General features: G+C 62.6%; 22 protein-coding genes. 7 read left to right on the forward strand and 15 right to left on the reverse strand.

Annotated elements, in window-relative coordinates:
- Positions 1-70: 70 nt before the first annotated feature.
- Complete coding sequence (locus AC5WS7_RS00095) at positions 71-1,183, reverse strand: LLM class flavin-dependent oxidoreductase (RefSeq protein ID WP_495952240.1); 1,113 nt, start codon at positions 1,181-1,183, stop codon at positions 71-73.
- A gap of 65 nt (positions 1,184-1,248) precedes the next feature.
- Entirely contained in the window at positions 1,249-1,803 is a 555-nt protein-coding gene (locus AC5WS7_RS00100; RefSeq protein ID WP_495952241.1) for a nuclear transport factor 2 family protein, read from the reverse strand.
- A 239-nt stretch (positions 1,804-2,042) separates the two neighbouring features.
- On the opposite strand from AC5WS7_RS00100, the gene AC5WS7_RS00105 reads away from it, so the two are divergent.
- Complete coding sequence (locus tag AC5WS7_RS00105; protein ID WP_495952242.1) at positions 2,043-4,661, forward strand: LuxR C-terminal-related transcriptional regulator; 2,619 nt, start codon at positions 2,043-2,045, stop codon at positions 4,659-4,661.
- A gap of 111 nt (positions 4,662-4,772) precedes the next feature.
- Here AC5WS7_RS00105 and AC5WS7_RS00110 read toward each other — a convergent pair whose 3' ends face one another.
- From AC5WS7_RS00110 to AC5WS7_RS00130, 5 genes are all read right to left on the reverse strand, one after another.
- Entirely contained in the window at positions 4,773-4,988 is a 216-nt protein-coding gene (locus AC5WS7_RS00110; RefSeq protein WP_495953693.1) for an SDR family oxidoreductase, read from the reverse strand.
- Positions 4,989-4,994: 6 nt separating this feature from the next.
- A protein-coding gene (locus AC5WS7_RS00115; protein WP_495952243.1) for an IS3 family transposase occupies positions 4,995-6,157 on the reverse strand; the annotation gives its coding sequence in 2 pieces (ribosomal slippage) (positions 4,995-5,870 and positions 5,873-6,157; 1,161 coding nt in all).
- 48 nt (positions 6,158-6,205) lie between these two features.
- Positions 6,206-6,784 (reverse strand): SDR family NAD(P)-dependent oxidoreductase, encoded by a 579-nt coding sequence (locus tag AC5WS7_RS00120; RefSeq protein ID WP_495952244.1) that lies wholly within the window; start codon positions 6,782-6,784, stop codon positions 6,206-6,208.
- 77 nt (positions 6,785-6,861) lie between these two features.
- Positions 6,862-8,016, reverse strand: a complete 1,155-nt coding sequence (locus AC5WS7_RS00125) for an LLM class flavin-dependent oxidoreductase (RefSeq protein ID WP_495952245.1) — start codon at positions 8,014-8,016, stop codon at positions 6,862-6,864.
- 75 nt (positions 8,017-8,091) lie between these two features.
- A complete protein-coding gene (locus AC5WS7_RS00130) occupies positions 8,092-8,589 on the reverse strand; it encodes a flavin reductase family protein (RefSeq protein ID WP_495952246.1) in 498 nt (165 codons plus the stop codon).
- A 510-nt stretch (positions 8,590-9,099) separates the two neighbouring features.
- On the opposite strand from AC5WS7_RS00130, the gene AC5WS7_RS00135 reads away from it, so the two are divergent.
- A protein-coding gene (locus AC5WS7_RS00135) for an IS5 family transposase (protein WP_495952247.1) occupies positions 9,100-9,899 on the forward strand; the annotation gives its coding sequence in 2 pieces (ribosomal slippage) (positions 9,100-9,430 and positions 9,430-9,899; 801 coding nt in all).
- Here the strand turns inward: AC5WS7_RS00135 and AC5WS7_RS00140 are convergent.
- Together AC5WS7_RS00140 and AC5WS7_RS00145 are read right to left on the reverse strand one after the other, a co-directional pair.
- Positions 9,896-10,588 (reverse strand): TetR/AcrR family transcriptional regulator, encoded by a 693-nt coding sequence (locus tag AC5WS7_RS00140; protein ID WP_495952248.1) that lies wholly within the window; start codon positions 10,586-10,588, stop codon positions 9,896-9,898. The genes AC5WS7_RS00135 and AC5WS7_RS00140 overlap by 4 nt on opposite strands.
- Positions 10,589-10,692: 104 nt before the next feature.
- Positions 10,693-11,778: a zinc-binding dehydrogenase gene (locus AC5WS7_RS00145; RefSeq protein ID WP_495952249.1), complete on the reverse strand. Its 1,086-nt coding sequence runs from the start codon at positions 11,776-11,778 to the stop codon at positions 10,693-10,695.
- Positions 11,779-11,955: 177 nt separating this feature from the next.
- Here AC5WS7_RS00145 and AC5WS7_RS00150 point away from each other — a divergent pair, with 177 nt between their 5' ends.
- Complete coding sequence (locus AC5WS7_RS00150) at positions 11,956-12,261, forward strand: hypothetical protein (RefSeq protein ID WP_495952250.1); 306 nt, start codon at positions 11,956-11,958, stop codon at positions 12,259-12,261.
- Positions 12,262-12,322: 61 nt separating this feature from the next.
- Complete coding sequence (locus tag AC5WS7_RS00155; RefSeq protein WP_495952251.1) at positions 12,323-13,489, forward strand: LLM class flavin-dependent oxidoreductase; 1,167 nt, start codon at positions 12,323-12,325, stop codon at positions 13,487-13,489.
- A gap of 197 nt (positions 13,490-13,686) precedes the next feature.
- Here the strand turns inward: AC5WS7_RS00155 and AC5WS7_RS00160 are convergent, their stop codons facing one another.
- Together AC5WS7_RS00160 and AC5WS7_RS00165 are read right to left on the reverse strand one after the other, a co-directional pair.
- Positions 13,687-14,361 carry a carboxymuconolactone decarboxylase family protein gene (locus tag AC5WS7_RS00160; protein WP_495952252.1) on the reverse strand — a complete coding sequence of 225 codons (675 nt, stop codon included), beginning with the start codon at positions 14,359-14,361 and terminating at the stop codon, positions 13,687-13,689.
- Positions 14,358-15,917, reverse strand: a complete 1,560-nt coding sequence (locus AC5WS7_RS00165; RefSeq protein ID WP_495952253.1) for a class I adenylate-forming enzyme family protein — start codon at positions 15,915-15,917, stop codon at positions 14,358-14,360. Before AC5WS7_RS00165 ends, AC5WS7_RS00160 begins: the two co-directional genes overlap by 4 nt.
- Here AC5WS7_RS00165 and AC5WS7_RS00170 point away from each other — a divergent pair.
- Positions 15,909-16,064, forward strand: coding sequence for a hypothetical protein (locus AC5WS7_RS00170; RefSeq protein WP_495952254.1), 156 nt, complete (start codon positions 15,909-15,911; stop codon positions 16,062-16,064). The genes AC5WS7_RS00165 and AC5WS7_RS00170 overlap by 9 nt on opposite strands.
- A gap of 174 nt (positions 16,065-16,238) precedes the next feature.
- Here AC5WS7_RS00170 and AC5WS7_RS00175 read toward each other — a convergent pair whose 3' ends face one another.
- The 4 genes from AC5WS7_RS00175 to AC5WS7_RS00190 form a co-directional block, all read right to left on the reverse strand.
- The gene (locus AC5WS7_RS00175) at positions 16,239-17,015 is read right to left on the reverse strand and encodes an enoyl-CoA hydratase-related protein (protein WP_495952255.1); all 777 of its coding nucleotides are present in this window, start codon (positions 17,013-17,015) and stop codon (positions 16,239-16,241) included.
- Positions 17,012-17,866 carry an enoyl-CoA hydratase-related protein gene (locus tag AC5WS7_RS00180; protein ID WP_495952256.1) on the reverse strand — a complete coding sequence of 285 codons (855 nt, stop codon included), beginning with the start codon at positions 17,864-17,866 and terminating at the stop codon, positions 17,012-17,014. Before AC5WS7_RS00180 ends, AC5WS7_RS00175 begins: the two co-directional genes overlap by 4 nt.
- 5 nt (positions 17,867-17,871) lie before the next feature.
- The gene (locus AC5WS7_RS00185) at positions 17,872-18,354 is read right to left on the reverse strand and encodes a nuclear transport factor 2 family protein (protein WP_495952257.1); all 483 of its coding nucleotides are present in this window, start codon (positions 18,352-18,354) and stop codon (positions 17,872-17,874) included.
- A 169-nt stretch (positions 18,355-18,523) separates the two neighbouring features.
- On the reverse strand, positions 18,524-19,033 hold the full coding sequence (locus AC5WS7_RS00190; protein ID WP_495952258.1) for a nuclear transport factor 2 family protein: 510 nt from the start codon (positions 19,031-19,033) through the stop codon (positions 18,524-18,526).
- Positions 19,034-19,407: 374 nt separating this feature from the next.
- Between AC5WS7_RS00190 and AC5WS7_RS00195 the strand changes: the two genes are divergently transcribed.
- Together AC5WS7_RS00195 and AC5WS7_RS00200 are read left to right on the forward strand one after the other, a co-directional pair.
- Positions 19,408-20,232, forward strand: coding sequence for a mycofactocin-coupled SDR family oxidoreductase (locus AC5WS7_RS00195; protein ID WP_495952259.1), 825 nt, complete (start codon positions 19,408-19,410; stop codon positions 20,230-20,232).
- Between the two features lie 61 nt (positions 20,233-20,293).
- The gene (locus AC5WS7_RS00200) at positions 20,294-23,476 is read left to right on the forward strand and encodes a carboxyl transferase domain-containing protein (RefSeq protein WP_495952260.1); all 3,183 of its coding nucleotides are present in this window, start codon (positions 20,294-20,296) and stop codon (positions 23,474-23,476) included.
- Positions 23,477-23,501: the final 25 nt, after the last annotated feature.

Below are 23,501 nucleotides of genomic sequence, written 5' to 3' on the forward strand. Positions count from 1 at the left end.
CCCAGCACATGGAGGAGGGCGCGCGCGAAGAGACGGTTATGAATTCGGCTCCACGCACCGACTGCCAGAATTAGGAAGCAGTGCTTTTGGTCGGCAGGGCGATTCGGGGCGCGACTTCCTTGACGAACATCTCGAGCGATTGGAACCAGGGCGCCGGGTCGTCGTAGTAGTCGTGGGATTCGATCTGCAATGTGCCCCAGCCGCCTGTGGCCTCGAACAGTCGGTTGATCTTCTCGACGACGGTATCCGGCGAGCCCACCACGAATACGTTGTCGACCACCCACTCGAGATCGACGTCGGCCGGGTCGGCTCCGACGTCTTTGATGAATCCGTCCATCATTCCGAATCGCCACCAGATGGGAATGAGGTAGCGCTCGAAGCAATAACCGATCGGCCCCTCCATGACCAATCGCTTCGCCTCCTTGTCTGTGTCGGCGACAAAGACCGTCTGCGAAACGTGGTAGCGGGAACGGTCGGGTGTGTGGCCGTTCTTGATCGCGGCTTCGGAGTAGGTTTCCCAGTGTGTCTTGAGAGCGTCGAGGCCCGAGTAGATCGACACCGGCCGAAATCCGCGTTCGCCGGCGAACCGCATCGACGGCGAGTTGAAGCTGAAGCCGGTTACCGCGATTTCCGGCTTGCCGCCCCACGGAGTGTAATCGGCCAGCATGTGCTGGTGATCGCCATCTGTTGCCGCCTCCTCCTCGGGGTAGCCGGCGTTCCAGAACCTTCCCTCGTAGAAGAAGGGCTCGCGCTTCCAGATCTTCTCCATGATCTCGAGGGATTCGCGCACCATCTCATTGAGGAACTTGGTGTCGGAACCGTTCTTGATGCCGTGGATGTAGGAAGCCAGTGGGTATGCTCCCGCGCCGATGCCCAGGAAGTATCGACCTTCGAGGATATTCGACAACCAGCCGATCATGACAGCCAGTTTAGCGGGATGCTGGTGGGGCAGCAGGTGCGCCATCGGGGCGAAATTGATTCGCTCCGTTTCCCTGGCGGCTGCGGCGATGATCAGCTCGGGATTGGGAATGTTTTCCCACCGCTGCGAAGCGTGTTCGGACAGCATGATCGAGGTGAAGCCTGCCTGATCGGCGGCGATCGAACTCTGCACGCACCAGTCGAAGGTCTGTCGCGCCGTCCGTTCCGGTCGCATGTACGGATGAACGATCAATCCGGTGTCCATTACTTGCACTCACCTTTCCTATTTTCTATACACTCGATCGAGTATTTGTAGTATTGTCTGTGGCGTCACGAGACGAAGGTCTCGTAAGCGTGATGGGTGTCCATATACTCCTTGACGTGAAGTATCTTTCCGTCGCGGATTTGAAAGAGAAAGTGATATTGATTGCTGTAGATTCGGCCATTGGTGAGCTCGGCGAACGAATCCGCTTCAACCGCGACCTTATCTCCCTGCGCTATGGCGGCTGTGGGTGTGATCTTCAGTGCCCTCTGCTTGTAGGCGTCCTTGACGCCCCGAATCAGTTCACCAAAAGCGTTCTTGTCGTAGTTTCCCGACAAGCCCTCGATTCCACCGGCGACCCAGTAGACTGCTTGGTCTGATAGGAGTTCGAGAAGGGTGTCGACATCTCCGGCCGAGAATGCTTCGGCAAACCGGTTGGTGATTTCGATGTTCTGTTCAGGCGTGGTCACGGTTACCTCGATCGGGTGTGACGAGATGTTTTTCCTGGAATCTGGGAGGTTGAACGTCGGTGGTGGGTTGGGCGACGCTCGCAACCACCTTTTCCGCCCCCGGGTGTATGCGATGTGATCCGCTACATTTCCGTCGCTCGCTGTGGTACCCATCACTGTGCTCCGGTCGATGTCGGTGAGAAACCGTGGTCGCGCGTGATTCGCCACGTGGTCTTTTCCGGACAACGACACGTAGCGCCACTACCTGGGAATATCGGTATTCTTTTGCCCGAGGGCGACCCGACCGGGTAGGGACTGGCAGAACTTGACCCCCTTGTGTGCAAACAGCACCATGGAGCTGGTGAGCGGGGCCACACCTTCGGGTGCGATGGCGTCGCTCCGGAGAGGACCGAGTGAATACTGACGAGTGGCGCGAGGTGCATGATCTGCATCACCAAGGTATGTCGATCAAGGCGATCGCAGCCCATCTCGGGATGTCGCGAAATACGGTTCGTCGCGCGCTGACTTTCGCGCAACCACCACAGGACAATCGTCCCCGGCGTGGTTCCTCAGCCGATGAATTGGCCCCCGCAGTGGCGTCTCTACTCGACGAGGATCCGGAGATCAGCATCGCGGAGATCCACCGCAGGGTCGGTTGGAGGCGATCGCGAAACACCCTTGCGAAACTTGTGCATCGTCTGCGCGAGGATCTGTCATCCTCGCCGGAGTCGTTCGAAGGCAAACCATTTGCCACGCCCCAAATCCCTACCTTCGCGACCAGTTTCATCGGGAGAGACCGCGAGCTGACCGCTCTGCGGACATTGCTGGGCGAAAAGCGGCTCATCACCATCAGCGGGCCGGGCGGTATCGGCAAGACCCGGCTGGCCGTACAGGCGGCGTTCGAGTTTCGGCGGGCTTTTCCCGACGGGGTCCGATTCGTCGAGCTCGCCTCGTTGCATTCACCGACCCTGATGCCCCAAACTGTGGTCGACGGCCTGGGGATCGCGTCGCGCGATCGGCCGGAGCAATCCCTCGATGACGTCGTCATCGAGTTCTTACGGCACAAGCAGATCTTGATCGTGCTCGACAACTGTGAACACATGATCGATGCTTGCGCACGGTTGGTCTCGAAGATATTGCGGTATACGACTCGGGCGACGATCGTCGTGACCAGTCGGGAGACCTTGTCGATACCGGAGGAGCATGTCTTCGCCGTGCCCTCCCTGCCTACGATCAGGGAGGAAAGTGCGGGGGCGGTCGGTGCTGCCATGGAGCTGTTCGAAAATCGGGCGGCCGCAGTCCTTTCCGGTTTCGCCATCACTGAAAGCAATAACGAGGTGGTTCGCCGGATATGCACGCAGCTGGACGGCATCCCACTGGCCATCGAGCTTGCCTGCGCCCGATTGACAGTACTGTCCGTGCAGGACCTGGCCGATCGGCTCGATCATCGGCTGGATATTCTCACCGTCGGCAATCGTGGGGGACCGACCCGCCATCAAAGCTTGCAGGCTACAGTCGACTGGAGCTATGAACTGTGCACCCCGAATCAGCAAGAGCTGTGGGCGCGACTGTCCGTTTTCGCCGGAGTATTCGACCTGTCGATGGCGGAGCAGGTTTGCGGCGACGATGACGTTGTACCTGGGCAAATCCTCGATGCGATCGCCGGGTTGGTTAGTAAATCAGTGCTGCGGCGTGAGGAGAGCCTCGGGCGGGTGCAGTTCCGCATGTTGGAGACGATCCGTGAATACGGCGCCGGCAAACTGACTCGCGCCGATGCCGAAAAGATGCGGACCCGCCACCTCCACTGGTGCTGTGATCTGGTTCGGTCGGCCACTGAGGCATGGACCGGTCATGAGCAGCAAGGCGCTGCGGATTCGCTGCGCGGCAATCGTGCCAACCTCCGCCTCGCGCTACAAACGGCACTGTCCAATCCGACGCCGCCGACGATCGAGGCCGCTGCCGAAATCGCGTCGACCTGGTTTCTGTGGTCGTCCGCGTTCTCGGTGCGAGAGCATCGGTTGTGGCTGACGCGGATCGCGGAAATCGAACGTGCACCGAGCGTCAGGCGGTCCCGGGTGCTGGCCACGCTCGGTATCGTGCTGACGATGCAGGGCGACCGCGCCGCGGCCAACGAGGCCCTCGATGAGGCGTTGTTGCTCGCCGGTCCGCGCCATGACGAGGCAACCGTTGCATTCGCTACCCAGTCGAAGGGGCTGTGCACCTACCTGGGCGGCGAATTCGAGTCGGCCCAGAGCTTGTTGCTCGACGCGTTGCATCGCTACGAGCATCTTCCGGGGCGAACCGACCTGCTGTGGACGCTGCACATTGAAATGGGCATGTTCTACAGCTCGACACTGGATACGGCACGCGCAATCGAGCATTTCGACTTCGTGAGGCACCAGGCCGAACAGTCCCGCGAGCGCTGGATGCTGTCCTACGCCATCTACGGGTCCGGACTCGTTGCTCTGGTCAATGAGCAGTACACAGACGCATTGCGGTACGCACTCGAAAGTTTAACTCTGAAAAGGGCTTTCGATGACGTGGTCGGGACAACCCTGGTGACCGACCTGCTGGGTTGGGCCGAGGCGGCCGCCGGTTCTGCCGAACGGTCCGCGGTATTGATCGGTGCCGCCTCCGAGCTGTGGAGCTCGTTCGGGATGCAACTTTACGGATCGGCACACTGGGTGCAGCTACGCGCCCGGTTCGAATCCAGCGCACTAGCGGCGATCGGGGACAGACGTTATTTCGACTGTCAGCGCCGCGGTGCGGCTATGTCGCTTCCCGACCTGGTCGAGTACGCACTCGATGAGCTCAAGCAGAACGTCGTCGAGGGCGAGTCGAAGTCAGTGGTGACTTCGACTCTGACACAACGGGAGTCGGAGGTTGCCCGATTGGTGGCGCAGGGGTTGTCGAACAAGGAGATCGCGGCCCGCTTGGTGATTTCACACCGGACCGTCGAGGGACATGTCGAACGCGTCTTGCGCAAGCTCGGCCTGATCCGTCGTCATCAGATTGCGACCGCCATCGGATAGTCGGCTCGATATCGATGTTTTACGTTGCCGTTGATCGTGGGCTCGAGCCGCCGATGGCCACGGACCTGTGCGGTCCATGGCCATCGGGGGCTCGCACGATAGGTGCGGCGACTACTGTGCGATCATGCCGGCGTCGACGACGTGTTCGGCGCCGGTGATGTACGAGGACTCGTCCGAAGCGAGGAACAGCGCCAGGTTTGTCACCTCGCCCGGGTCCGCGATCCGTCCGAGCGGAATCTGCGCCAGCGCGTCGCCGCCCTCTTCGTTGGTTGCTTCCACCATCATCGGGGTTTGGATGAAAGGGACTGCTGCAGGATGAGGTGACAGTTTCGGTCACGCGGCCTGACTGGCCGGTGGGGTCATGATTGTCTCGTATTCGATCGGGGTCAAGCGGCCGAGGCCGATCTGTCTGCGGCGCCGGTGGTAGGTCCGCTCGATCCAGGTGACGATCGCGATCCGCAATTCTTCCCGGGTAGGCCAGGAGCGGCGGTCCAGAACATTCTTCTGCAGGAGCGCGAAGAAACTCTCCATAGCGGCGTTGTCACCGGCCGAGGCGACGCGGCCCATTGAGCCGACCATGGCGTGTCTTGCCAAGGCGTGCACGAACTTTCGGCTACGAAATTGCGATCCGCGGTCGCTGTGCAGAATGCATCCGGCCACGCTTCCGCGCCGGGCCACGGCGTTGTTGATGGCGCGAACGGCGAGGCGTGATTTCATCCGCGAGTCGATGGAATACCCGACGATCCGATTCGAGTACACGTCCTTGATCGCACAGAGGTAGAGTTTGCCTTCGGCTGTGTGATGTTCGGTAATGTCGGTGAGCCACAAGACATTTGGAGCATCAGCGGAGAACACGCGACGGACCAGGTCGTCGTGGACCGGCGGGCCGGGTTTCTTCGTCCGGCCGCGTTGCTTGCCGAATACGCTCCACCAGCCGGCCTGTGAACAGATTCGCCACGCGGTACGCTCGGCCATCGGCTCTCCGGCGGCGCGGGCCTCGTCGACCAGGAACCGGTAGCCGAATTCGGGGTCGTCGCGGTGCGCGTTGAACAACGCGTTGGCCCGATACGCCTGTGCGAGTTCGGTATCGGTGACCGGGGTGGCGAGCCACCGGTAATAGGGTTGGCGTGCCAGCCCCAGCACCCGGCACGTCACCGCGACGGGGATTCCGTCAGCGGCCAGCTCGCGGACGAGCGGGTAGATCATTTTCCCGGCAGGTTGGCCTGCGACAGATACGCCGCGGCCCGTTTGAGGACCTCGTTCTCCTGCTCGAGCAACTTGACCCGGCGCCGCAACGCCCGCACCTCGGCCGACTCATTCGTAGTCATCCCGGGTTTCACCCCGTCGTCGACGTCGGCGTTGCGCATCCACTTCGACACCGTCATCGGGTGCACCCCGAAATCGGCCGCGATCTCCTCGATCGTCACCCCAGCGTCACGATTGCGGGCGACCCGCACGACATCGTCACGGAACTCACGGGGATAGGGCTTGGGCACGATGGCATCCTTCCGGCTCACCCTCCGGCAAGCCAAATCAGGTGTCACCTACCCGTGCGGCAGTCCCAAACCCGGATGGATGGAATTGACCCGAATATTATGTTTGCCGTATTCGACGGCCGTCGCTTTGGTCATACCACGAACTGCGAATTTACTTGCGACATAAGCCAAGCTGGGGAAGCCGTAGTTTGCGACAATTCCAGCGATGGACGAAATATTGACGATGGACCCCTGCCCCGCACGGAGCATCGAGGGAAGGACGGCCTTCATTCCGAAGAACTGAGCATGTTGGTTGATCGCGCAAACCGACAGGTAGTCTTCTTCGCTCAGATCTGCGGTGGTGTTGATGGGGCCCAGCACGCCCGCATTGTTCACCAGAATGTTGACGGGCCCGAACGTCTTCTCTACTTCGTCTACGACCGAGGTCCATTCGGGGAATTTGGTGACGTCATGCCGAATGAACACAGCATTCTTGCCGATATCCTTCGCCAGGGCTGCGCCCGACTCCTGGTTGAGGTCGGTCAGTGCTACCTGCGCACCTTCCTCGGCGAATCGCCGGGCATGCGAAGCCCCCATTCCCCTCGCTGCGCCCGATACGATGGCAACTTTGCCATTCAATCGTCCCATTTCGGGTTCCTTCCTGATTTCAATTTTCAAGGAGTCCGTTCGAACCAGGTGTCGCCGGGTCGTGCCTGCGACCGGGATCAGACCAGGGTTCCGTCCGGTGCTGTGGTGCTGAATCGTGGGGCGACCTCTTCGGCGAAACGGGCGAGCTCGTCGTTGTTTCGCTCGGGGTCCAGATGTCCTTGGCCGAACATGAGGAAGCACTCATTGAAACCGAGGCGGTCGTGTGCCTGCTCGATCTGGCGTGAAATATCGTCCGCAGTGCCGATGAGTACGTTCGGGAATTGCTGGCCATGGGGGATGAACCATTTGTCCCAGAACCAGCGGTGTTCGGCTTCCAAGGCGGCAGCCTGTTCCTTGTCGTCGGTCAGGATCAGGAACCCGCCCCACGCGCCGATCTCCTCGCGTGGCACGTCGCGACCGGCTTCGGCGGCGGTGCGCGCATACCGGTTCCACAAGGCCTCGCAGAAATCGAGGTCGGTAGCGAATACGACCTGCTTGCCGCCCTCTCGCGCCCACATATCCACGGTCCGCATGCTGTATGCGAAAGCGCCATAGAGCTTCGGATGCGGACTCTGGAAAGGCCGGGGTGCGATTCCGATCTCTCGCACTATTCCGTCCTCATCCATTCCTTTGCCGAACTCGGCATACCCTGGATGTCCAGCGGAACCGCCGTTGGGTGGGAACTCCCAATGCTTACCCTTGTGGCTGAATATTTCGTTGTTCCATGCCTTTTTTACGATCTGAACGGATTCTTCGAAAATCTCACGGTTGATCGCGTCTTGCTCATTCTTGGCTTTTGCATGCAGGACGTTGGTAGCGCCGACCCCTCGTACGGCGGCGTATGAGTCCACCCAGCGAGCGTGGTACCCCCGGGTGAAACCGACTATCAGTCGGCCGCCCAGCATGTGATCGAGGGTTGCGATTTCTTCGGCGACCCGGACCGGATTATGAGTCGGCAGAACATAGCCGAGGATCCCCGCGCTCATGCGTTTGGCATGCGCACCGACGAACAACCCCCACATCCCCGGGTGGTTGGTGATCTCGAAACCTTCGATCTGGAGGTGGTGCTCAGGCGAGCAATAACTGGCGTAGCCGAGCTCGTCGGCAAGCTGAACGTACCCCTTCACCTCCTCCAGGTATCGTTGATAGAGGTCTGCTCGTTGGCCCGCCATGCCTGCTTCGAGTTCTCGACGCCGACCGATGACGCCCGTCTGCATCAAATGGAACTTCACGTATGGACACTCCTTTTCTATAGGCTGGCCAACAGACATACAGATGACCGTCAAGGATTGCGGCGGATGCTCGAATCAAGCTTTTGCCAGTTGACGGAAACGGCTTCCGTGGAATATGAGGGGCTCTCGGTCGTCAGCGACATGTAGGGCATGAACGGCCAGTAGCACAATCGTGTGGTCGCCCGCCTCCACCTCTCGATGCACAGCGCATTCCAACGCTGCCGCTGCTTCGTTGACGAAAACTGCGCCACTCGCGGTGGCGCTCCATTCAACAGCGGCGAATCGGTCGCCTGTTTTTTGCGAGAGCGCTCGGCAGGCTTCGTTGTGATGCTCTGCCAGGACGCTGACTCCGAGCCTGCTCAGCCCGCGAAGCAGGGGCCAGGTGGTCGAGCTGTTCTGGATGCACACCGACACCAGGCCCGGATGGATCGACACCGAGGTGAATGAACTCGCGGCCATGCCGACGGGTTCGGCGCCATCGAGGGCGCAGACTGCGGTGACGCCGCTGGGAAAACAGCCGTACGCCTGGCGCAGCCGTTTCTGATCCCCGACGTTGGGTTCGAGATCGACCATGGACGTCTCTTCTCTGAGTTGGAGCAGGTCCGGTCCGGGGCGGAGGTAGGGGCCCTCCGATGTCCGCGACGTCCCTACAAGCTATCTACACTAATGTTGATAGTCAACACTGATGTAGATGACTGACCGGGTCAGTAGCCATGGGCAGGATGTATGCTTCGAGGTATCGGCGGTTCTTCCTTCGGGCAACCGCAACGTCACTGTTGACGCAACCCTGGCGCGAGGCCCGGCGCGCCGACGCCAGGAGTTGTGGCCAGGGTGTCGGCGGAGCCCATCGGCGGAATTGGTTCAGTGTCTACGTTTATGTTGATGATCAACGCTAGTGTAGATGGCTTGGAGTGGGCGCGCGGTGTCGGAAGTTACCGGCAGCGTCCCTACGAACCCGCTCTGAACTCGGAGAAGAGGCGTCCATGGTCGATCTCGAACCCGGTCTCGGGATCAGCCGGGAAGAAGGCGACAGCGACGCCCCGTGCTCGAATATGCTTCGGGCGCAGGGCGGTATGTTTCGTCGTGGCAGCGCCTTGGATCGTGGATGACGAGTTGTGGGCGGTAATCGAACCGCTACTACCGGTGAAACCGGCCGGAACACCGGGACCGGCGCAGATGGACTCCCGCCTGGTGCTGCAAGGGATCTTGTTCGTGCTGATCACCGGTATCGGATGGGAAGACCTGCCTCAGGAATTGGGATTCGGGTCCGGAATGACCTGTTGGCGCAGGTTACGGGATTGGCAGGCCGCCGGGGCATTCGAGAAGATCCACCAGGCCGTGCTCACCCGCGCCCATGCCGCCAGACTGATCGACTTCGACCGGGTCATGGTCGACGGCTCGCATGTGCGGGCGAAAAAAGGGGCGCCGCAACAGGTCCGAGCCCGGTCGACCGCGCCAAGACCGGTTCCAAGCACCACATACTGACCTGCGCGAACGGATTCCCACTCGCGGTGGCGCTGTCGGCGGCCAATGTCAACGACCATCTGCTGCTGCCCACCCTGCTCGACCGGGTCCGACCCCTGCGCGGGCGCGCGGGCCGAGCCCGGCACCGGATCACGGCCCTGATCGCGGACAAGGGATACGACTATCCCAGTGTGTATTCCGAACTGCGGCAACGACGTATTACCGGCTACATCGCGCGCCGCGGCACCCGCGCCAAGGTCACCGCCGGCCGCTGGATCGTCGAACAATCCTTCGCCCTGCTACACCAGTACCGTCGGCTGGCCATCCGATGGGAACGACGCACCGACATCCACCATGGATTCCTCGACCTCGCTGCCGCCCTGATCTGCTGGCGACGACTCAGCAATCGAACCCGTTAGGAGCTCCAGGGCTGATGATTCATTGCACCGGTGAAGAACAGTGCACTGAAGGCGTCAGCGGTCTGTTTGGCATCCACTCGTCGCGGTCCTGGCTTCAGCCACCGGTGTGTCCAGTTGATCATGCCGAACAGGCCTTTGGCCATGAGTGCTGTCGGCACGTCGTCGCGGAACAAGCCGTCAGCGACGCCTTGGTCCAGTATGTCGGAGACGGCCTTCTCGAACCGTTTGGTCTTGCGCAGCATATCCTTGGCCCATGGTGTGGACTGGAACTCCAGCTTCGCCATGTCTTCCTGGATGTAGAGGTAGACATATGGGTAATTGTTTTCGTAGGAGAGCAATTGGAGTTCGATCAGACGACGCAACTTTTCCGCGGCGTCGACGTCGAGTGCCAGTACCTGATCGGCTGCTTCGAGATTCTCATCGAGAACGCCGCTGACCACCTCGTGAAACAGCGCTTGGAAGACTTCCTTCTTACTTGCGAAGTAGTAGTAGATCGTCGCTCGGTCGGTACCGAATCGTTCCGCGATGTCGTTCAGTGTGGCGGCGTCGTAGCCCTTCTCCTGAAAGACATCGGCCGCCGCTTGCAGCAACTCGCGGCGCTTCGCCTGATAGCCGGGGCTGCTCTCATTGCGCGCGGTTCGCCGGCGCTGATTCATGCCACTGTTGGTGGTCGGTCGAGTTCTGGGCATCTATGGGATGCTACGCGTACCCGGGCGAGATCTCCATCAACGTTGATGTTAATCAACGATGACATCGACACGGCATGACGTGCCGGACAGCAGATCCGGTCAGGTCACAGGGCTGGGTCGATCACTGCTTTGACGACCGTTCCCAAACGTATGGCGTCCAGGGCGGCGCTCGCGTCTTCCAGGGCGAAGCGGTGGGTGACGAGGGCTGACAAGGGCACGGTGTCCTGGCAGCGTGCCACCAGTTGCACAGTGCCGTAATAATGTTTGGGCTTGGGAAATGTGGCTCCGACGATCTGGGCGTTCTTGGTGGTGAGTAGTCGCGGCTGAATGGCGCTCTCGCCCATGGCGCCCCACAAACCGAGGACGATGTAGCGGCCGTGCTGACCGATCAGATTCACGCCCTCCGGAAAAGCGTCCAGCACGCCGGCCGCCTCGACGACGAGGTCGGGGCCGCTGGGACCGGTGAGACCGTAGATATCGTTGAAACGTTGCTCCGAAGAGGACCCGGTCAGCGAAATCGTGGCTGTGGCACCCAGGCTTCTCGCGATCGCCAGTCGTGTATCGCTCGCATCGATCACGATGATCTCTGCCGCACCGCACAGCGATGCGACCAGCACCGCCGACAAACCCACTGGGCCCGCGCCTTGGACCACCACGGTTTGATTGCACTGGATCCCGCCGGCCTGTTCGAATCCGCGCAATGCCGTCGGCAATGCGCATCCGAGTGCGGCGAGGGCCTCCGGTTCCACATGGTCCGGTACCCGATAAAACGCCATACCCGGGGGTAACCACGCGTAGTCCGCGTAGCTGCCCCAGTTGGGTTTGTCGGCCCGCTCGAAGAATTGAGAATTCTCGCAGGGCGTATTGTCGAGGATGGTGCAGGAATAGCATCTGTGGCACAGGGCAATAGGCGCCCAGTAGACCAGGTCTCCTACTTCCACCGGTGCGCCTGCGTAGTCGGTTGTTATATCTGCGCCCAGTTTCTCGATCCTGCCGACGCCTTCGTGTCCGAGGATGATCGGGAACGGCATATCGCCGGCATCTCCACTGACAATATGGGAATCGCTTCCGCACACCCCGCCGACGACGATTCGGATGAGCGCTCCCGTCGGCGCCGGATCGTAAATATCGACATCCCACGTCTCGACACTATTGGGAGCGGCGAGTACGACGGCGCGGGCGAGAGGCATGAGGTGGCCTACTTTCTCGAGATGGACAGCTTGTTCGCCAACCAGACGCCAGGCTGCTGTGTCAACGTATACGTGGACGAATGTCAACGCAAGAGTTGATTTTCGGCCCCGGGGATCGCTGTGGCAGGGCCGGAAGCTGTTGTCCGGCGTCGAGGCGCACGCTCGCCTCCGCCGCGCATGATCTATGTCTACGTTGATGTTGACAACCCGGTCGATGTTTGCGACGCTCGTCACACTGCAGATGCAGTCACCGCAGGAATCGAGGTCAGCGATGGATCATCGGACGCCGTTCGTTCGGCGAGCTCGTTCGACATCGGTGCGGGTGGCCGGTTGTCTCAACCGGCATGTCCTCGCAAAGGATGGCCGCCGCCCGGTCGAGGCTCGGCAGGGAACGATGTCGTGGTCGTCGTGCGATACCGTGACGTGATCAACGTCAACGTGGTAGTGGGCGGCGTCCGGGGCGCATCGTCCGGCTGGCTCTGAGGTTCAGCGGACGCGCTGAACGTTCGTGACAAAGTTGTCGAATCATGGGAGAGATCAAAAGATGGAATGCGGTATTTTTCACACCCCTTACATGCGTCCCGGACGCAGGGATAAGGACACGTTCGAGTACTCGCTGATGCTGGCTGCCGCCGCCGACAAGTTCGGTTACCGCGATTTCATGGTCGGTGAGCACGGAATGCAGGCGTGGGAGAACATTCCCAACCCGGAGCTGCTGATCGTTGCTGCCGCACAGATCACCGAACGCATGCGGTTCGCGCCGATGGCGCATATCGTGCCGCTGCACAACCCGTCCACGCTGGCGATTCAGGTCGGCTACACCTCGCAGTTGCTCGAAGACCGCTACTTCCTCGGAGTCGGCGCAGGATCGTGGGAGAACGAAGCGGTTCTGCGAGGACAGCCGGGCGATCTGTCGGAAGCTCACCCGCGGCTCATGGAGGGTTTGGAGGTGATGGACAAGGTGTGGCGTCAGGAGCCGTTCGACTTCGACGGCAAGTACTACAAGGCGGCACGTCTCGACGGCCAGATCGACCCCGGCAGCGTCGCCTCCCATGGAGAGTTCGAGGTGAAGGAAGGGGAGGAGTACCACCTGACCGCCGATCATTCGCCCTACGGTGGCGCCGACGGTCTCGAGATCGCCGTCACCGGCCTCAGCAAGAACTCCCCGTCGCACCGGCTGGCCGGTGAGCGTGGATGGACACCGATCTCTTTCTACGGAGGATCGGAATTGCTGAAGTCCCAGTGGGATACCTACTCGCAAGCGTGCAGGTCGGTCGGTGCCACCCCGCAAGGGGGGCAATTCAAGATCGCGCGGGACGTATTCGTCGCCAGGACCGACGAAGAGGCGAAGGAAAAGGCCAAGAACGGCGCGCTCGGCCATGCGTGGCAGAAGTATCTGATGCCGGTTTACCAGAAGTACCGAATCCTGCAGGGTTTCATCGACGATGCCGACCGCAAGGTCGACATCGCCGATGTCGATCTGGATTACTTGGCGGACCACGTCTGGCTGTGCGGTAGCCCGGAAACGGTCATCGCGAAGATCGAGAAGACGTTCGAACTCGCCGGGTTCCGGTACGGCCAGCTGGCGGTCAACACTCACGACGCCATGGACGATCCCGAGCCGTGGATCGAGTCGCTGCGCTTGTTCGCCGCTGAAGTCGTGCCGCATGTCGAGGTCGCGGGCACGCACGAGACGGTGCCCGTCAGCTGACGAGACTGTGCCCGGCAGCCGACCGGGTTGCACGGAAAGTTCTACCGTGTGACCCAACCGGAAGCCGGGCACAAGGGCGATGGATAAAATGTAAGAACTCGGGAAATCAGGTGCATCGATTTCCCGAGTTCTTTTATGTCTGCTGCCTCACCGTTCCGCGCTCGCCGCGCAGGCAATCGGTTCGGGAGCAGGAGTACTCAGCGGACTCCGCGGTGTGTCGGCGCAGCGGACGAGATGCTCAGAGTCTCGCGGATGGCAGTGGCACCGGCGCCCAGATCTATCGCATTCTTCAAATGCAGCGCGAAACCGGGCAGGTACCGATGGGTAGGGGTGGAGTCGACCGCGAGCGAGACGAGCTCCTTGGTCACCGCGCGCAGCACTCGTGTCTTCCAGGGCACCGCGCAATAGTCGAAAAACGCCGAGAACGTCGCCGGAGACATTCTGACCAGTGCGTCGAGAAAGCCCGGGAGTACCTGTTCCATCCGCTGCCAGTACGGATCGTTCCCCACATAGTGATCCCAGAGCCGCTGGCGGTGCTCGTCCAGTGGTTCGATATGCCCGTCCAGTCGCCGTCGGACCGTGTCCGACAGTTGCCTCGTGGATTCGAACAGGGTGTGGACGCCGAGTCCCGAGACGACGGTCAACGTCTCCTGGATCTGCTCGGCGGTGACGCCCAGATCCAGAGCCGTCTCGATGAACCGGCCGACGCCGTCCACATCCATCGACGTGACCGCCGACCGCACCGCGATGTGAATGAGCACGTTGGTCTCGGCATCGAGCGGTGGGCCGTCGGCCACATCGGAAAGCATGCTCTCGGCTATGTCACCCAGGTCGTCCAGGTCGATGCCCCGCGATTCAGCGGTGGCGCTCATCGCGTGGTGCTCAGCGGTTGTGCGGTCAGTCGTGCACGCAATTCGCGCTTGTTGATCTTGGTGGCCGACATCGGCCAGTTCCCCGGTTCGACGAAGAACACCGCGCGCGGGATCTTGTAGCGGCTGATCTTGCCCTCACAGAACGCGATCAACTCCTTCTCGGTGAGGGTTGCGCCCGCACGGGTCTCGACGAATGCCACCGGCACTTCGTCGAGGCGATCGTCGGGCCGGCCCACGATCGCTGCGGTCAGCACCGCCGGATGTTCGCACAGGAAGGACTCGACCTCGATTGCCGCCACGTTCTCGCCGCCGACTTTGAGCATGTCCTTGAGTCGTCCGTGGAAAACCAGGCAGCCGGAATCGGTGCGGCTGTACAGGTCGCCGGTTCGCAGCCAGCCGTCGCTGTCGAATGCTTCAGCCGTTTTGACCGGATCCTTGTAATACCCGTCGGTGACGCAATAACCGCGGATCAGAATTTCCCCTGGAACGCCCGCGGGCTGCTCGGTGCCGGTTTCCGGGTCCACGATGCGTATCTGCATGCCCGGCGCCGGTTTCCCTTGGGCGCCGCTGCGGTCCTCGAAGGTTTCGTCCGGCTCGCTGAGTGCATAGATTCCCGCCGTTTCGGTCATCCCGCAGGCCGCTACCAGCTCGGCGTCCGGAAACAGGCCCTGGACCTCGGTGATGAGAACGCGTGGACCGATCAGGAACAGATACCGCAGCGAATCCAGTCGTCCCGCATCGAAGTCGGGATGGGCGAGTATGGACTGCATCGGCGCAGGGAACCACGGCCAGCCGACGGTCGCGTGCTCGGCCGCCATCAGGTCGATCGCGCGCCCCGCATCGAAGTAGATATCGGTGAGGTACGTACCGCCCGCGCCTATCGCGCCGATCAGGGGAGCGAGGGCGGCGATGTGGAAGAGCGGGCCACCGGCCCAGCTGATGTGGCCTCGGTCGGCGACGAGGCGGCTCGCTGCGCGCTCGACGGGGCCGCGCGTCATTGCCTCGTGCGTCATCATGCACCCACGCGGATTGGCTGTGGTGCCCGAGGTGTACATGATCGCGGCGATATCACGGATCCGGATGCGGCGGCGCAGCCGGTGCACGACATCGTCCGAGATCGATTCCGCTGCGGTGTCGAACCGTGCGCGAGAGATGAACCCCGGTTTTCCGTCGCCACGCAGGAGTACGGCCCGGCGCAGACGTGGAGCCTCGGCAAGATCGAGCTCGCCCGAGCCTGCCTCGGCAAGTGTCGGCAGGGCCCGGCAGAGCACATCGGCGAAGTCGACGTAATCATCGGCGCCCGACACCGTCAGCAGGGCAGCGCAGTCGGCATTCTCGATGATGTACCCGAGTTCGTTTGCTTTGTGCCTGGCGTTGATCGGCACGACAACGCATCCGATCAGGGCGGCTCCGAAGAAGCCCTCGACGAATTCGATACCGTTCGGCGCCAGGAGAGCGACGTGGTCTCCTGGCTCCACTCCGCAAGCGATCAATCCGCGCGCCACCCGGAGTGAGCGTTCGAGCAGTTCGGCGTAGGTGTATCGCGCGTGCGGCAAGACAAGGACATCACGCTCGGGGTGCCGATGCGCACCCCGGATGAGCAGATCTCCCAATGGCGCTACTTCGCACCAGTCGTGATCGTTGATCATGTGGTCCTCAAATGCTCGAATGCCGACAGTGATCCAGCCGCCGAAATGCCGTGACGGCATACCTGAGAACCGGTGCACCACGCGGGGAACACTGATTCGACGCTAAGCGACCCGCATCACACTGTCAACGTTGAAGTTGATTCGCGCCGGCGGTGAACGTACCGCTCAGCGCAGCTATGCGGGTTCGGCGCCTGAAATGCCGAACCAGCATCGAGCCTCCGCTGTGGCTCAGCGGCCACTCCATTGTGCGGCCCGCTTCTCGGCGAATGCGGCGCGTCCCTCGTGACGGTCCTGGCTGGACGCGTACGCCTCGATGGGTTCGTACCGAGTTGCCAGTGCAACCTCCAGTGGCCATCCGGCGCGTGACAGCACGGCATCCTTGGCGGCCTGCACTGCCAGTGGTGATGCCGAGGCGATCCGGTCTGCCCACGACGTCGCGGTCTCGAGCAGTTTCTCGTAGGGCACAACTTCGTTGACCAGCCCGTACCGCTCGGCCTGTGCGGCGTCGATGCGGTCCCCGGTGAGGATCAATGCCATGGCGATGTGGTGCGGAAGCTGCCGGATCGCGCGGTGCATGATGCCGGCCTCGCCGATGATGCCCACCTTCGTCTCCGGGATGCCGAACTGGGCGTTGTCCGCGGCGACGATGATGTCGGCGCACATGGCCAGCTCGAATCCGCCACCGATGGCGTAACCCTGCACCGCGGCCACCAGCGGCTTACGCAGTGTGAGCATGGGGCCTCCGACGCCGGTCAGCCCGCCGCCCAACGCCATTCGCCGACCGTCACCCTCGGCGCCGCCGCTGACGTTGGCTCCCGCGCAGAACGCTTTCTCGCCGGTCGCCCCGAGGACCGCGACCCAGATGTCCGGGTTGGTGTTGATCTCGGTCCAACTCTCGAACAGAGCCTGATCCATTTCGGGATCGATCGAGTTGAGGGCTTTGGGGCGGTCGAGCGTCACACGTGCGACGTGTCCGTCCGTTTCGAACAGTATGCCGCTACTCACGGTGCATCCTTTCGGGATTGTTCAGGGGTGGCGAGCGGTGTGCGATACGCCGCGACCGCCGCTTTCAGTCCGACTTCGGCGACGAATGCGCGGACCTCGGCCACGGATGGGGACAGATGCAGGAGTGCGTCCATCTCCGCGCCGCCCTGCGCCGCGGTTCGGACGCCCATGGCCTCCATCGACTTGTTGATCGAGAGTTTCTTGATTCTGAGGATGTCCGAGGGGGTGCGCGCCATCCGGGCCGCGAGGTCCTCGGTGACGGAGACCAGATCCTTCTCCGGTACCGCGTGATTGGCCCAGCCCCATTCGACCGCCGTCGTGCCATCGATCGCGTTGCCGGGAACGAAGGCCAGTTCCTTCGCGCGTTTGGGGCCGACCAGAGGCGCCCAGAGCGGAGCGATATATCCGCCACCGAGTGGGATCGCGGGCTCGCCGATCCGTGCGTCCTCGGCTACCAGAGTGATGTCGGCGAAGACGCACATCTGGGTGGCCCCCGCGATGCAGTAACCGTGTACCGCGGCGATCACCGGCTTCGGGTGGTCCCAGATGGCGAGGTAACGATTCACGTTGCGCGCCAACCGTTCCCGATCGGCGACTGGATCGGGAACGGAGACGACCTTGCCTACCTGTCCGATGTCGTAGCCGGCCGAAAAGCCTTTTCCCGCACCGCGAATCCCGACGATCGGGCCTCCGCCGGTCGCGAGCGCATCCAGGGCATCGCTGAATTCGTCCAGCAATTCATTCGAGAGCGCGTTGGCGCTGCCGGGGCGGTCGAGCACGATCCAGCTGATCGGGCCGTTGTGTTCTATTCGCAGATTCTGGTACCGGTTTTCGGTCGACGTGGCGGTCACCGTTGTCACGCTCGCCCGATCGGAATCTGCTTCTTGACATGGAAGTCGACCACGCCCGAGGCGCGCAGTTCGCGGCGCGCGAACCGCCAGCCGTGCTCGCCATCGCGAACGAAGTCGTCGTGGTACTGGCCGAAGAAGTACCCGTCGGCCTTACCTTCCTTGGTGTAGCGATGCCACGCGTACAGCACCGACCGGACCGATGCCGAAGTCATATCGTCGGAAAAGGTCACCACGACGTTGGATACGTGATGGCTGGTCGCGGCGAAGAACGTTCCGATTCCGTCGAGCGTTTCCCGGTACGCGTCCCGGCCGGTGGCGCCGAAGTCCGGCCCGTAGGCGACGTAGCAGTCCTCGGTGAACAGCCGCACGAGCTGATCGGGCAGGTTCATGTCCAGGAAGTACGCGTAATCGTAGAGAACGCGTTCGATCTTCCGCTGCTCGACGAGTTCGGCGAGTTCGCGGGTGGACACCTCGGAGGTGGTGGTCATTCGATCTCCTTCGGGATACGGATGAGAGTGCGTCGGCGGGTTCGTCCCGACCTGCTCGTACTCAACTACATCAACGTTGACGTAGATTTGTCGGCTCTGCCGCCGCCGGCCCGGGAAGCTGCCGATGCGGTGCGACAGTCGGGTGATCCGAGCGGCGATTCGGCGAAAGTCAGTCTTTCGCAGCGTAATCCGATGCCATGGCATCGGCGCCCGGCCAGCGGACGGGGAGTGGGGAGGTCAGCGAGGATGCCACTTCCTCCCACGGTCCGACGTGGATGGTGCGCATATTGCGGGAGGCGAAGCGCCACCGCCCGTCCAGTCGGACGTACTCGTCCTCGTAACGTACGGCCCCGAAGACTGTGGTACCCCCGGTCGCGATCTCGAGGTGAGCTCCCACCACCCCTGTGGCGTGATCCTCGTCGATGAAGTCGACCAGCACGTAATGGGGAGTGTGGATGGTGGTTCCGAAGGCCGTGCGGGCCTGCCGGATCATGTCCGCGATCCCGGATCCGCCGGTAGCGCCGGGGAATCCGCCGGCGGAGAAGACGCCATCGGCGGCAAACGCGTCCGCTATGGCGCCGAAATCATCGAAGTCGGACGCGAGGAAGTAGCGGACAGCGAGGTCGTAGATCTCGGCTCGATCCTCGAGCCGTCTCACTCTGGCTTCTATGTCGGACATCTGCACACTCCTTCGTGGGCCCGGCTCGGTGCGCACGCCTGCTCGCCGCGATACGCTCCTCAATCAACGTCGGTGTAGATTGTGTCTCCGATCATCGAGCCCTGCGTCCTGCTTGTCAACCTCTGGCGCCGCCTTGTGTGGGTCGACGTCCACGTGGAAGTGGATGGAGTCAACATCGGAGTTGACAGAAGGCGGCGGGCCGGGCAGGCTGCGAAACGCGATGTGAGTCACACACGCAAGTCCATGCGATGTCCGGCGGGCAGCTGGTCGAGGCAGCGCGTCCGGTCGGGCCGATCGCTGAGCTAACACGTGTCGTGCTTGGCGCGACGTCGTTCCGGCGTCGGACCGGCTTCAGTTCGGAAAGGCAGACGATTATGGGCGGCGCACTCGAAGGCAAGATCGCTTTCGTCACCGGGGCAGCTCGAGGACAGGGCCGTAGCCATGCGGTACGTCTCGCCGAGGACGGCGCGGACATCATCGCCGTGGACATCTGCCGGTCGATCGATTCGGTGCCCTACCCGCTGGGAACCGAGGACGATCTGGCCGAGACCGCCGCACTTGTGCGGAACCTCGGGCGTCGTATCGTCGCCCGGACGGCCGACGTTCGTGACAAGAAGGCACTGTCGGCGGCCTTCGAAGAGGGGGCCGTCGAGCTCGGCGGAGTGGACATCGTTGTCGCCAACGCCGGCATCGCTCCACAACAGGCACACGAGCCCGATCGCGACGCCGTATTCGCGGATGTGGTCGCGGTCAATCTCATCGGTGTCTTCAACACCGTCGAAGTCGCGCGCGAACGGATGATCGCCCAGGGCCGAGGCGGATCGATCGTCCTGACCGGTTCGACGGCTGCCATCAAGGCCGTCGGCGGGAGCTCGGGCGCCGGAATCGGATATACCGCGAGCAAACACGGTGTGGTGGGGTTGATGCGCCAGTACGCGGTGTTGCTCGCCGAGCACAATATTCGGGTGAACTCGGTTCACCCCACCGGCGTGAACACTCCGATGGTGGTCGGCAACACGGCACTCGCGCAGGCGCTGGCGGACCCGTCGAATATGGGTAACTCGATCAGCAACCTGCTGCCGATCGAGCTGCTCGAGCCCGAGGAGATCAGCAACGCGGTGGCATGGCTGGCGTCGGATCAATCCAGATATGTCACCGGTGTCATGTTGCCCGTCGATGCGGGGTTGACGATCAAATGATCGGAGGCCGCTGCCCCGAAAGCTCGAAGTTGCCGGTGGTCGCCGTCACCGAGGCCGCTGTATGACGGGGCTGCTCGTCGCGAACCGTGGCGAGATCGCACTCCGCATCATGCGCACGGCGGCCGCGCGCGGTATGTCCACGGTCGCGGTGTACAGCGAAGACGACCGCACCTCACCGCATGTGACCGACGCGCACCGATCGGTTGCGCTGCCGGGTAGTGGCCCGGAGGCGTATCTGGACGCGGCGGCTATCTGCGCTGCCGCAGTCTCGGCGCAGGCCACCATGGTTCATCCCGGATACGGGTTCCTGAGCGAAAGCGCTGAACTGGCCGAAGGGTGCGCTGCGCACGACCTGATATTCGTGGGACCGGATGGACCCACCCTGAGGCTGCTCGGAGACAAATCCGCCACCCGGGAGCTGGCCGCGAGTTGTTCGATCCCGGTCCTGCCTGCCACGACGGGGCCGACGTCGAAGGCCGCCGCTCGGGACTTCGCCCTGTCTTCGGGTCTCTCGTCGGTGATTGTGAAGGCGTCGGCCGGTGGTGGCGGGCGCGGCATCCGCATCGTCGAGGACCTTCGCAATCTCGATCACGCGATCGACAGATGCCGTTCGGAGGCCGCCCGTGGCTTCGGTGTCCCTGATGTCTACGTCGAGGCATATCTGCCCCGTGCCCGCCATATCGAAGTCCAAGTGGCCGGGGACGGGAGTCGATCGGCGGTACACCTTTTCGATCGTGAGTGCACCGGACAGCGCCGCCACCAGAAGATGGTCGAGACCGCGCCTGCTCGGAATTTGCGCGAGGACATCCGCGAGGCCCTCTACGGCGCCGCGCTGGCGCTCGCTGCCGCGGTCCGACTTCGGGGTCTGGCGACATTCGAATTTCTCGTGGACGCCGACAATCCGGAGCTGTGGTACTTCATCGAGGCCAATCCGCGATTGCAGGTCGAACACGGCATCACCGAACAGATCACCGGCCTGGATCTGGTCGGTCTGCAACTCGACCTGGCGCGCGAGCGGACTCTGACCGATCTGCGGCTCGCACCGCAAACCCGTGAGGTACCAAAGGGAATCGCGATCGAAGCCAGGATTACCGGAGGCCCTGGTCCGGGGAGCTCCGGCCGGGTGGGCGAGGTGAGGTTTCCCACCGATTCGTCGATTCGGATCGAGTCGCATCTGCGGCCCGGGATGCGGGTCGGCACCGGCTACGACCCGCTGCTCGCGAAACTCATCGCGCACCGTCCGGACGGCGATTTCGACGCGGCGGCGACGACGCTGAACCGCGCGCTCGGCGAGGTCGTGCTCGGCAACCTCGAAACCGATATCGAGACACTCGAATGGTTCGTCGGCAGCTCCGAATTTCGCCGCGGTGTGGCGACAACCCGGACAATCGACGACCATCTCGCCTCGGCTTCGACTATCCGCCAACCGGTCTCGGATGCCGAGCTGATACTCGTGCGAGCGCCGGCCGGCGGGACCGTTGTCGCGGTCTCGGCGAAACCAGGTTCGGTTGTCCATCACGGCGATGTACTGGTGACGCTGGAAGCGATGAAGATGGAGACCGATGTCCGTTCCCCGGTTGCGGGTGTCGTCGTCGAGGCCGTCGTCGAGGTCGGTCAACTCGTCCAGCCCGACATTGTGCTCGCCACCGTCGAGCCAGGCGCGGACCAGACGAGAAGAATCATCGACTCCGGCGAGATCGACCGCACCGCAATACGATCCGACCTCGCTGATATCACGGCTCGACATCGGCGGACCCTCGACGAGGAACGCACCGATGCCGTGGAACACCGGCATCGACTGGGCAAGCGCACCGCACGGGAAAATCTCAGCGACCTGTTCGACTCGGACAGTTTCCACGAGTACGGACCCCTTGTCGTCGCTGCACAGCGGCAGCGTCGCGCACTGTCCGATCTGGAGCGAACCACTCCGGCCGATGGTCTCGTCGCGGGATTCGGCACCGTCGACGGTCGCACCACCGCCGCATTGGCATACGACTACACGGTGTTGGCCGGAACCCAGGGTTTGCAGAGTCACAAGAAGGCCGAGCGGATATTCGAACTCGCCGGCCGACGAGGATCCCCGGTCGTCGTATTCGCCGAGGGAGGTGGTGGCCGTCCCGGGGACACCGACGACATGTCGCGCGCGACGCGCATGGATCTCGGAACGTTCGTGGCTCTCGGACGACTCAACGGCGTGGTGCCGACCATCGGGATCGCCTCGGGGCGCTGCTTCGCCGGCAACGCCGCGCTGCTGGGTGCATGCGATCTCGTCGTGGCGACTCGTGACTCCCGGATCGGCCTCGGCGGCCCCGCGATGATCGAAGGCGGCGGACTCGGTTCGTTCGCCGCCGACGACATCGGCCCACCGTCCGTTCAGGGGCCCAACGGAGTGATCGACATCCTCGTCGAGGACGAGGCCGAGGCCGTCGCGGTGGTACGCCGCTACCTGAGCTTTTTCCGCGATCCGAGCCCGATGTGGACCGAATCCGATCAACGAGTGCTGCGCCACATCGTGCCCGAACGAAGCAATCGGGCGTTCGATATCAGAACAGTCATCGCCACACTCGCAGACCAGGATTCGGTTCTCGAACTCCGCCCCCTCTTCGGGCCGGGTGTGGTCACCGCCCTGGTGCGCATCGAGGGCCGGTCCGTCGCGATCGTCGCCAATGACGGGAGCCACCTCGGCGGCACGATCGGCAGCGCCGAGGCCGACAAGATGGCGCGCTTCCTGCAGCTGTGCGATGCCTACGAGGTGCCGGTCGTGTCCCTGTGTGACACCCCGGGCTTTCTGGTCGGTCCGGATGCCGAGCGCACCGCCACCGTTCGTCATGTGAGCCGGTTGTTCGTGATCGCGCCGACGCTGACTGTGCCGTTCTGTACGGTCATCGTGCGCAAGGCATTCGGGCTCGGTGGTCAAGCCATGGCCGGGGGTAGCTTCCGCGTGCCCGACGCCATCGTGGCGTGGCCGACCGGCGAACTGGGTGCGATGGGTCCCGAGGGAGCCGTCAGGCTCGGTTTCCGTCGGGAATTGGATGCGATCGAGGATCCCGATGAGCGTGACTGCGTCTACCGAATGCATCTCGAGCAGTATCGAAAGCAGGGCAGCGCGGTCAATGCCGCGTCGGTGTTCGAGATCGATGACGTCATCGACCCGGCATCGACGAGATCATGGATCACGAGTGTTTTCAGCGCATCTCGGGTCGAACGCGCCTCCACCGTCCGCCGCCGGATCGATACTTGGTAATCGCCGACACCTTCACGACGGGCAG

The sequence above is a fragment of the Nocardia sp. PLKS1-43 genome (genome assembly GCF_059510335.1).

What these genes read in the sequence shown, in the direction of transcription:
- AC5WS7_RS00160 (WP_495952252.1), bottom strand. Translation starts at nt 14,361, where the DNA reads ATGAGCGCCACCGCTGAATCGCGGGGCATCGACCTGGACGACCTGGGT.
- AC5WS7_RS00100 (WP_495952241.1), bottom strand. Translation starts at nt 1,803, where the DNA reads ATGGGTACCACAGCGAGCGACGGAAATGTAGCGGATCACATCGCATAC.
- AC5WS7_RS00130 (WP_495952246.1), bottom strand. Translation starts at nt 8,589, where the DNA reads ATGGTCGATCTCGAACCCAACGTCGGGGATCAGAAACGGCTGCGCCAG.
- AC5WS7_RS00155 (WP_495952251.1), top strand. Translation starts at nt 12,323, where the DNA reads ATGGAATGCGGTATTTTTCACACCCCTTACATGCGTCCCGGACGCAGG.
- AC5WS7_RS00185 (WP_495952257.1), bottom strand. Translation starts at nt 18,354, where the DNA reads ATGACCACCACCTCCGAGGTGTCCACCCGCGAACTCGCCGAACTCGTC.
- AC5WS7_RS00120 (WP_495952244.1), bottom strand. Translation starts at nt 6,784, where the DNA reads ATGGGACGATTGAATGGCAAAGTTGCCATCGTATCGGGCGCAGCGAGG.
- AC5WS7_RS00190 (WP_495952258.1), bottom strand. Translation starts at nt 19,033, where the DNA reads ATGTCCGACATAGAAGCCAGAGTGAGACGGCTCGAGGATCGAGCCGAG.
- AC5WS7_RS00145 (WP_495952249.1), bottom strand. Translation starts at nt 11,778, where the DNA reads ATGCCTCTCGCCCGCGCCGTCGTACTCGCCGCTCCCAATAGTGTCGAG.
- AC5WS7_RS00195 (WP_495952259.1), top strand. Translation starts at nt 19,408, where the DNA reads ATGGGCGGCGCACTCGAAGGCAAGATCGCTTTCGTCACCGGGGCAGCT.
- AC5WS7_RS00095 (WP_495952240.1), bottom strand. Translation starts at nt 1,183, where the DNA reads ATGGACACCGGATTGATCGTTCATCCGTACATGCGACCGGAACGGACG.
- AC5WS7_RS00140 (WP_495952248.1), bottom strand. Translation starts at nt 10,588, where the DNA reads ATGCCCAGAACTCGACCGACCACCAACAGTGGCATGAATCAGCGCCGG.
- AC5WS7_RS00200 (WP_495952260.1), top strand. Translation starts at nt 20,294, where the DNA reads ATGACGGGGCTGCTCGTCGCGAACCGTGGCGAGATCGCACTCCGCATC.
- AC5WS7_RS00150 (WP_495952250.1), top strand. Translation starts at nt 11,956, where the DNA reads ATGATCTATGTCTACGTTGATGTTGACAACCCGGTCGATGTTTGCGAC.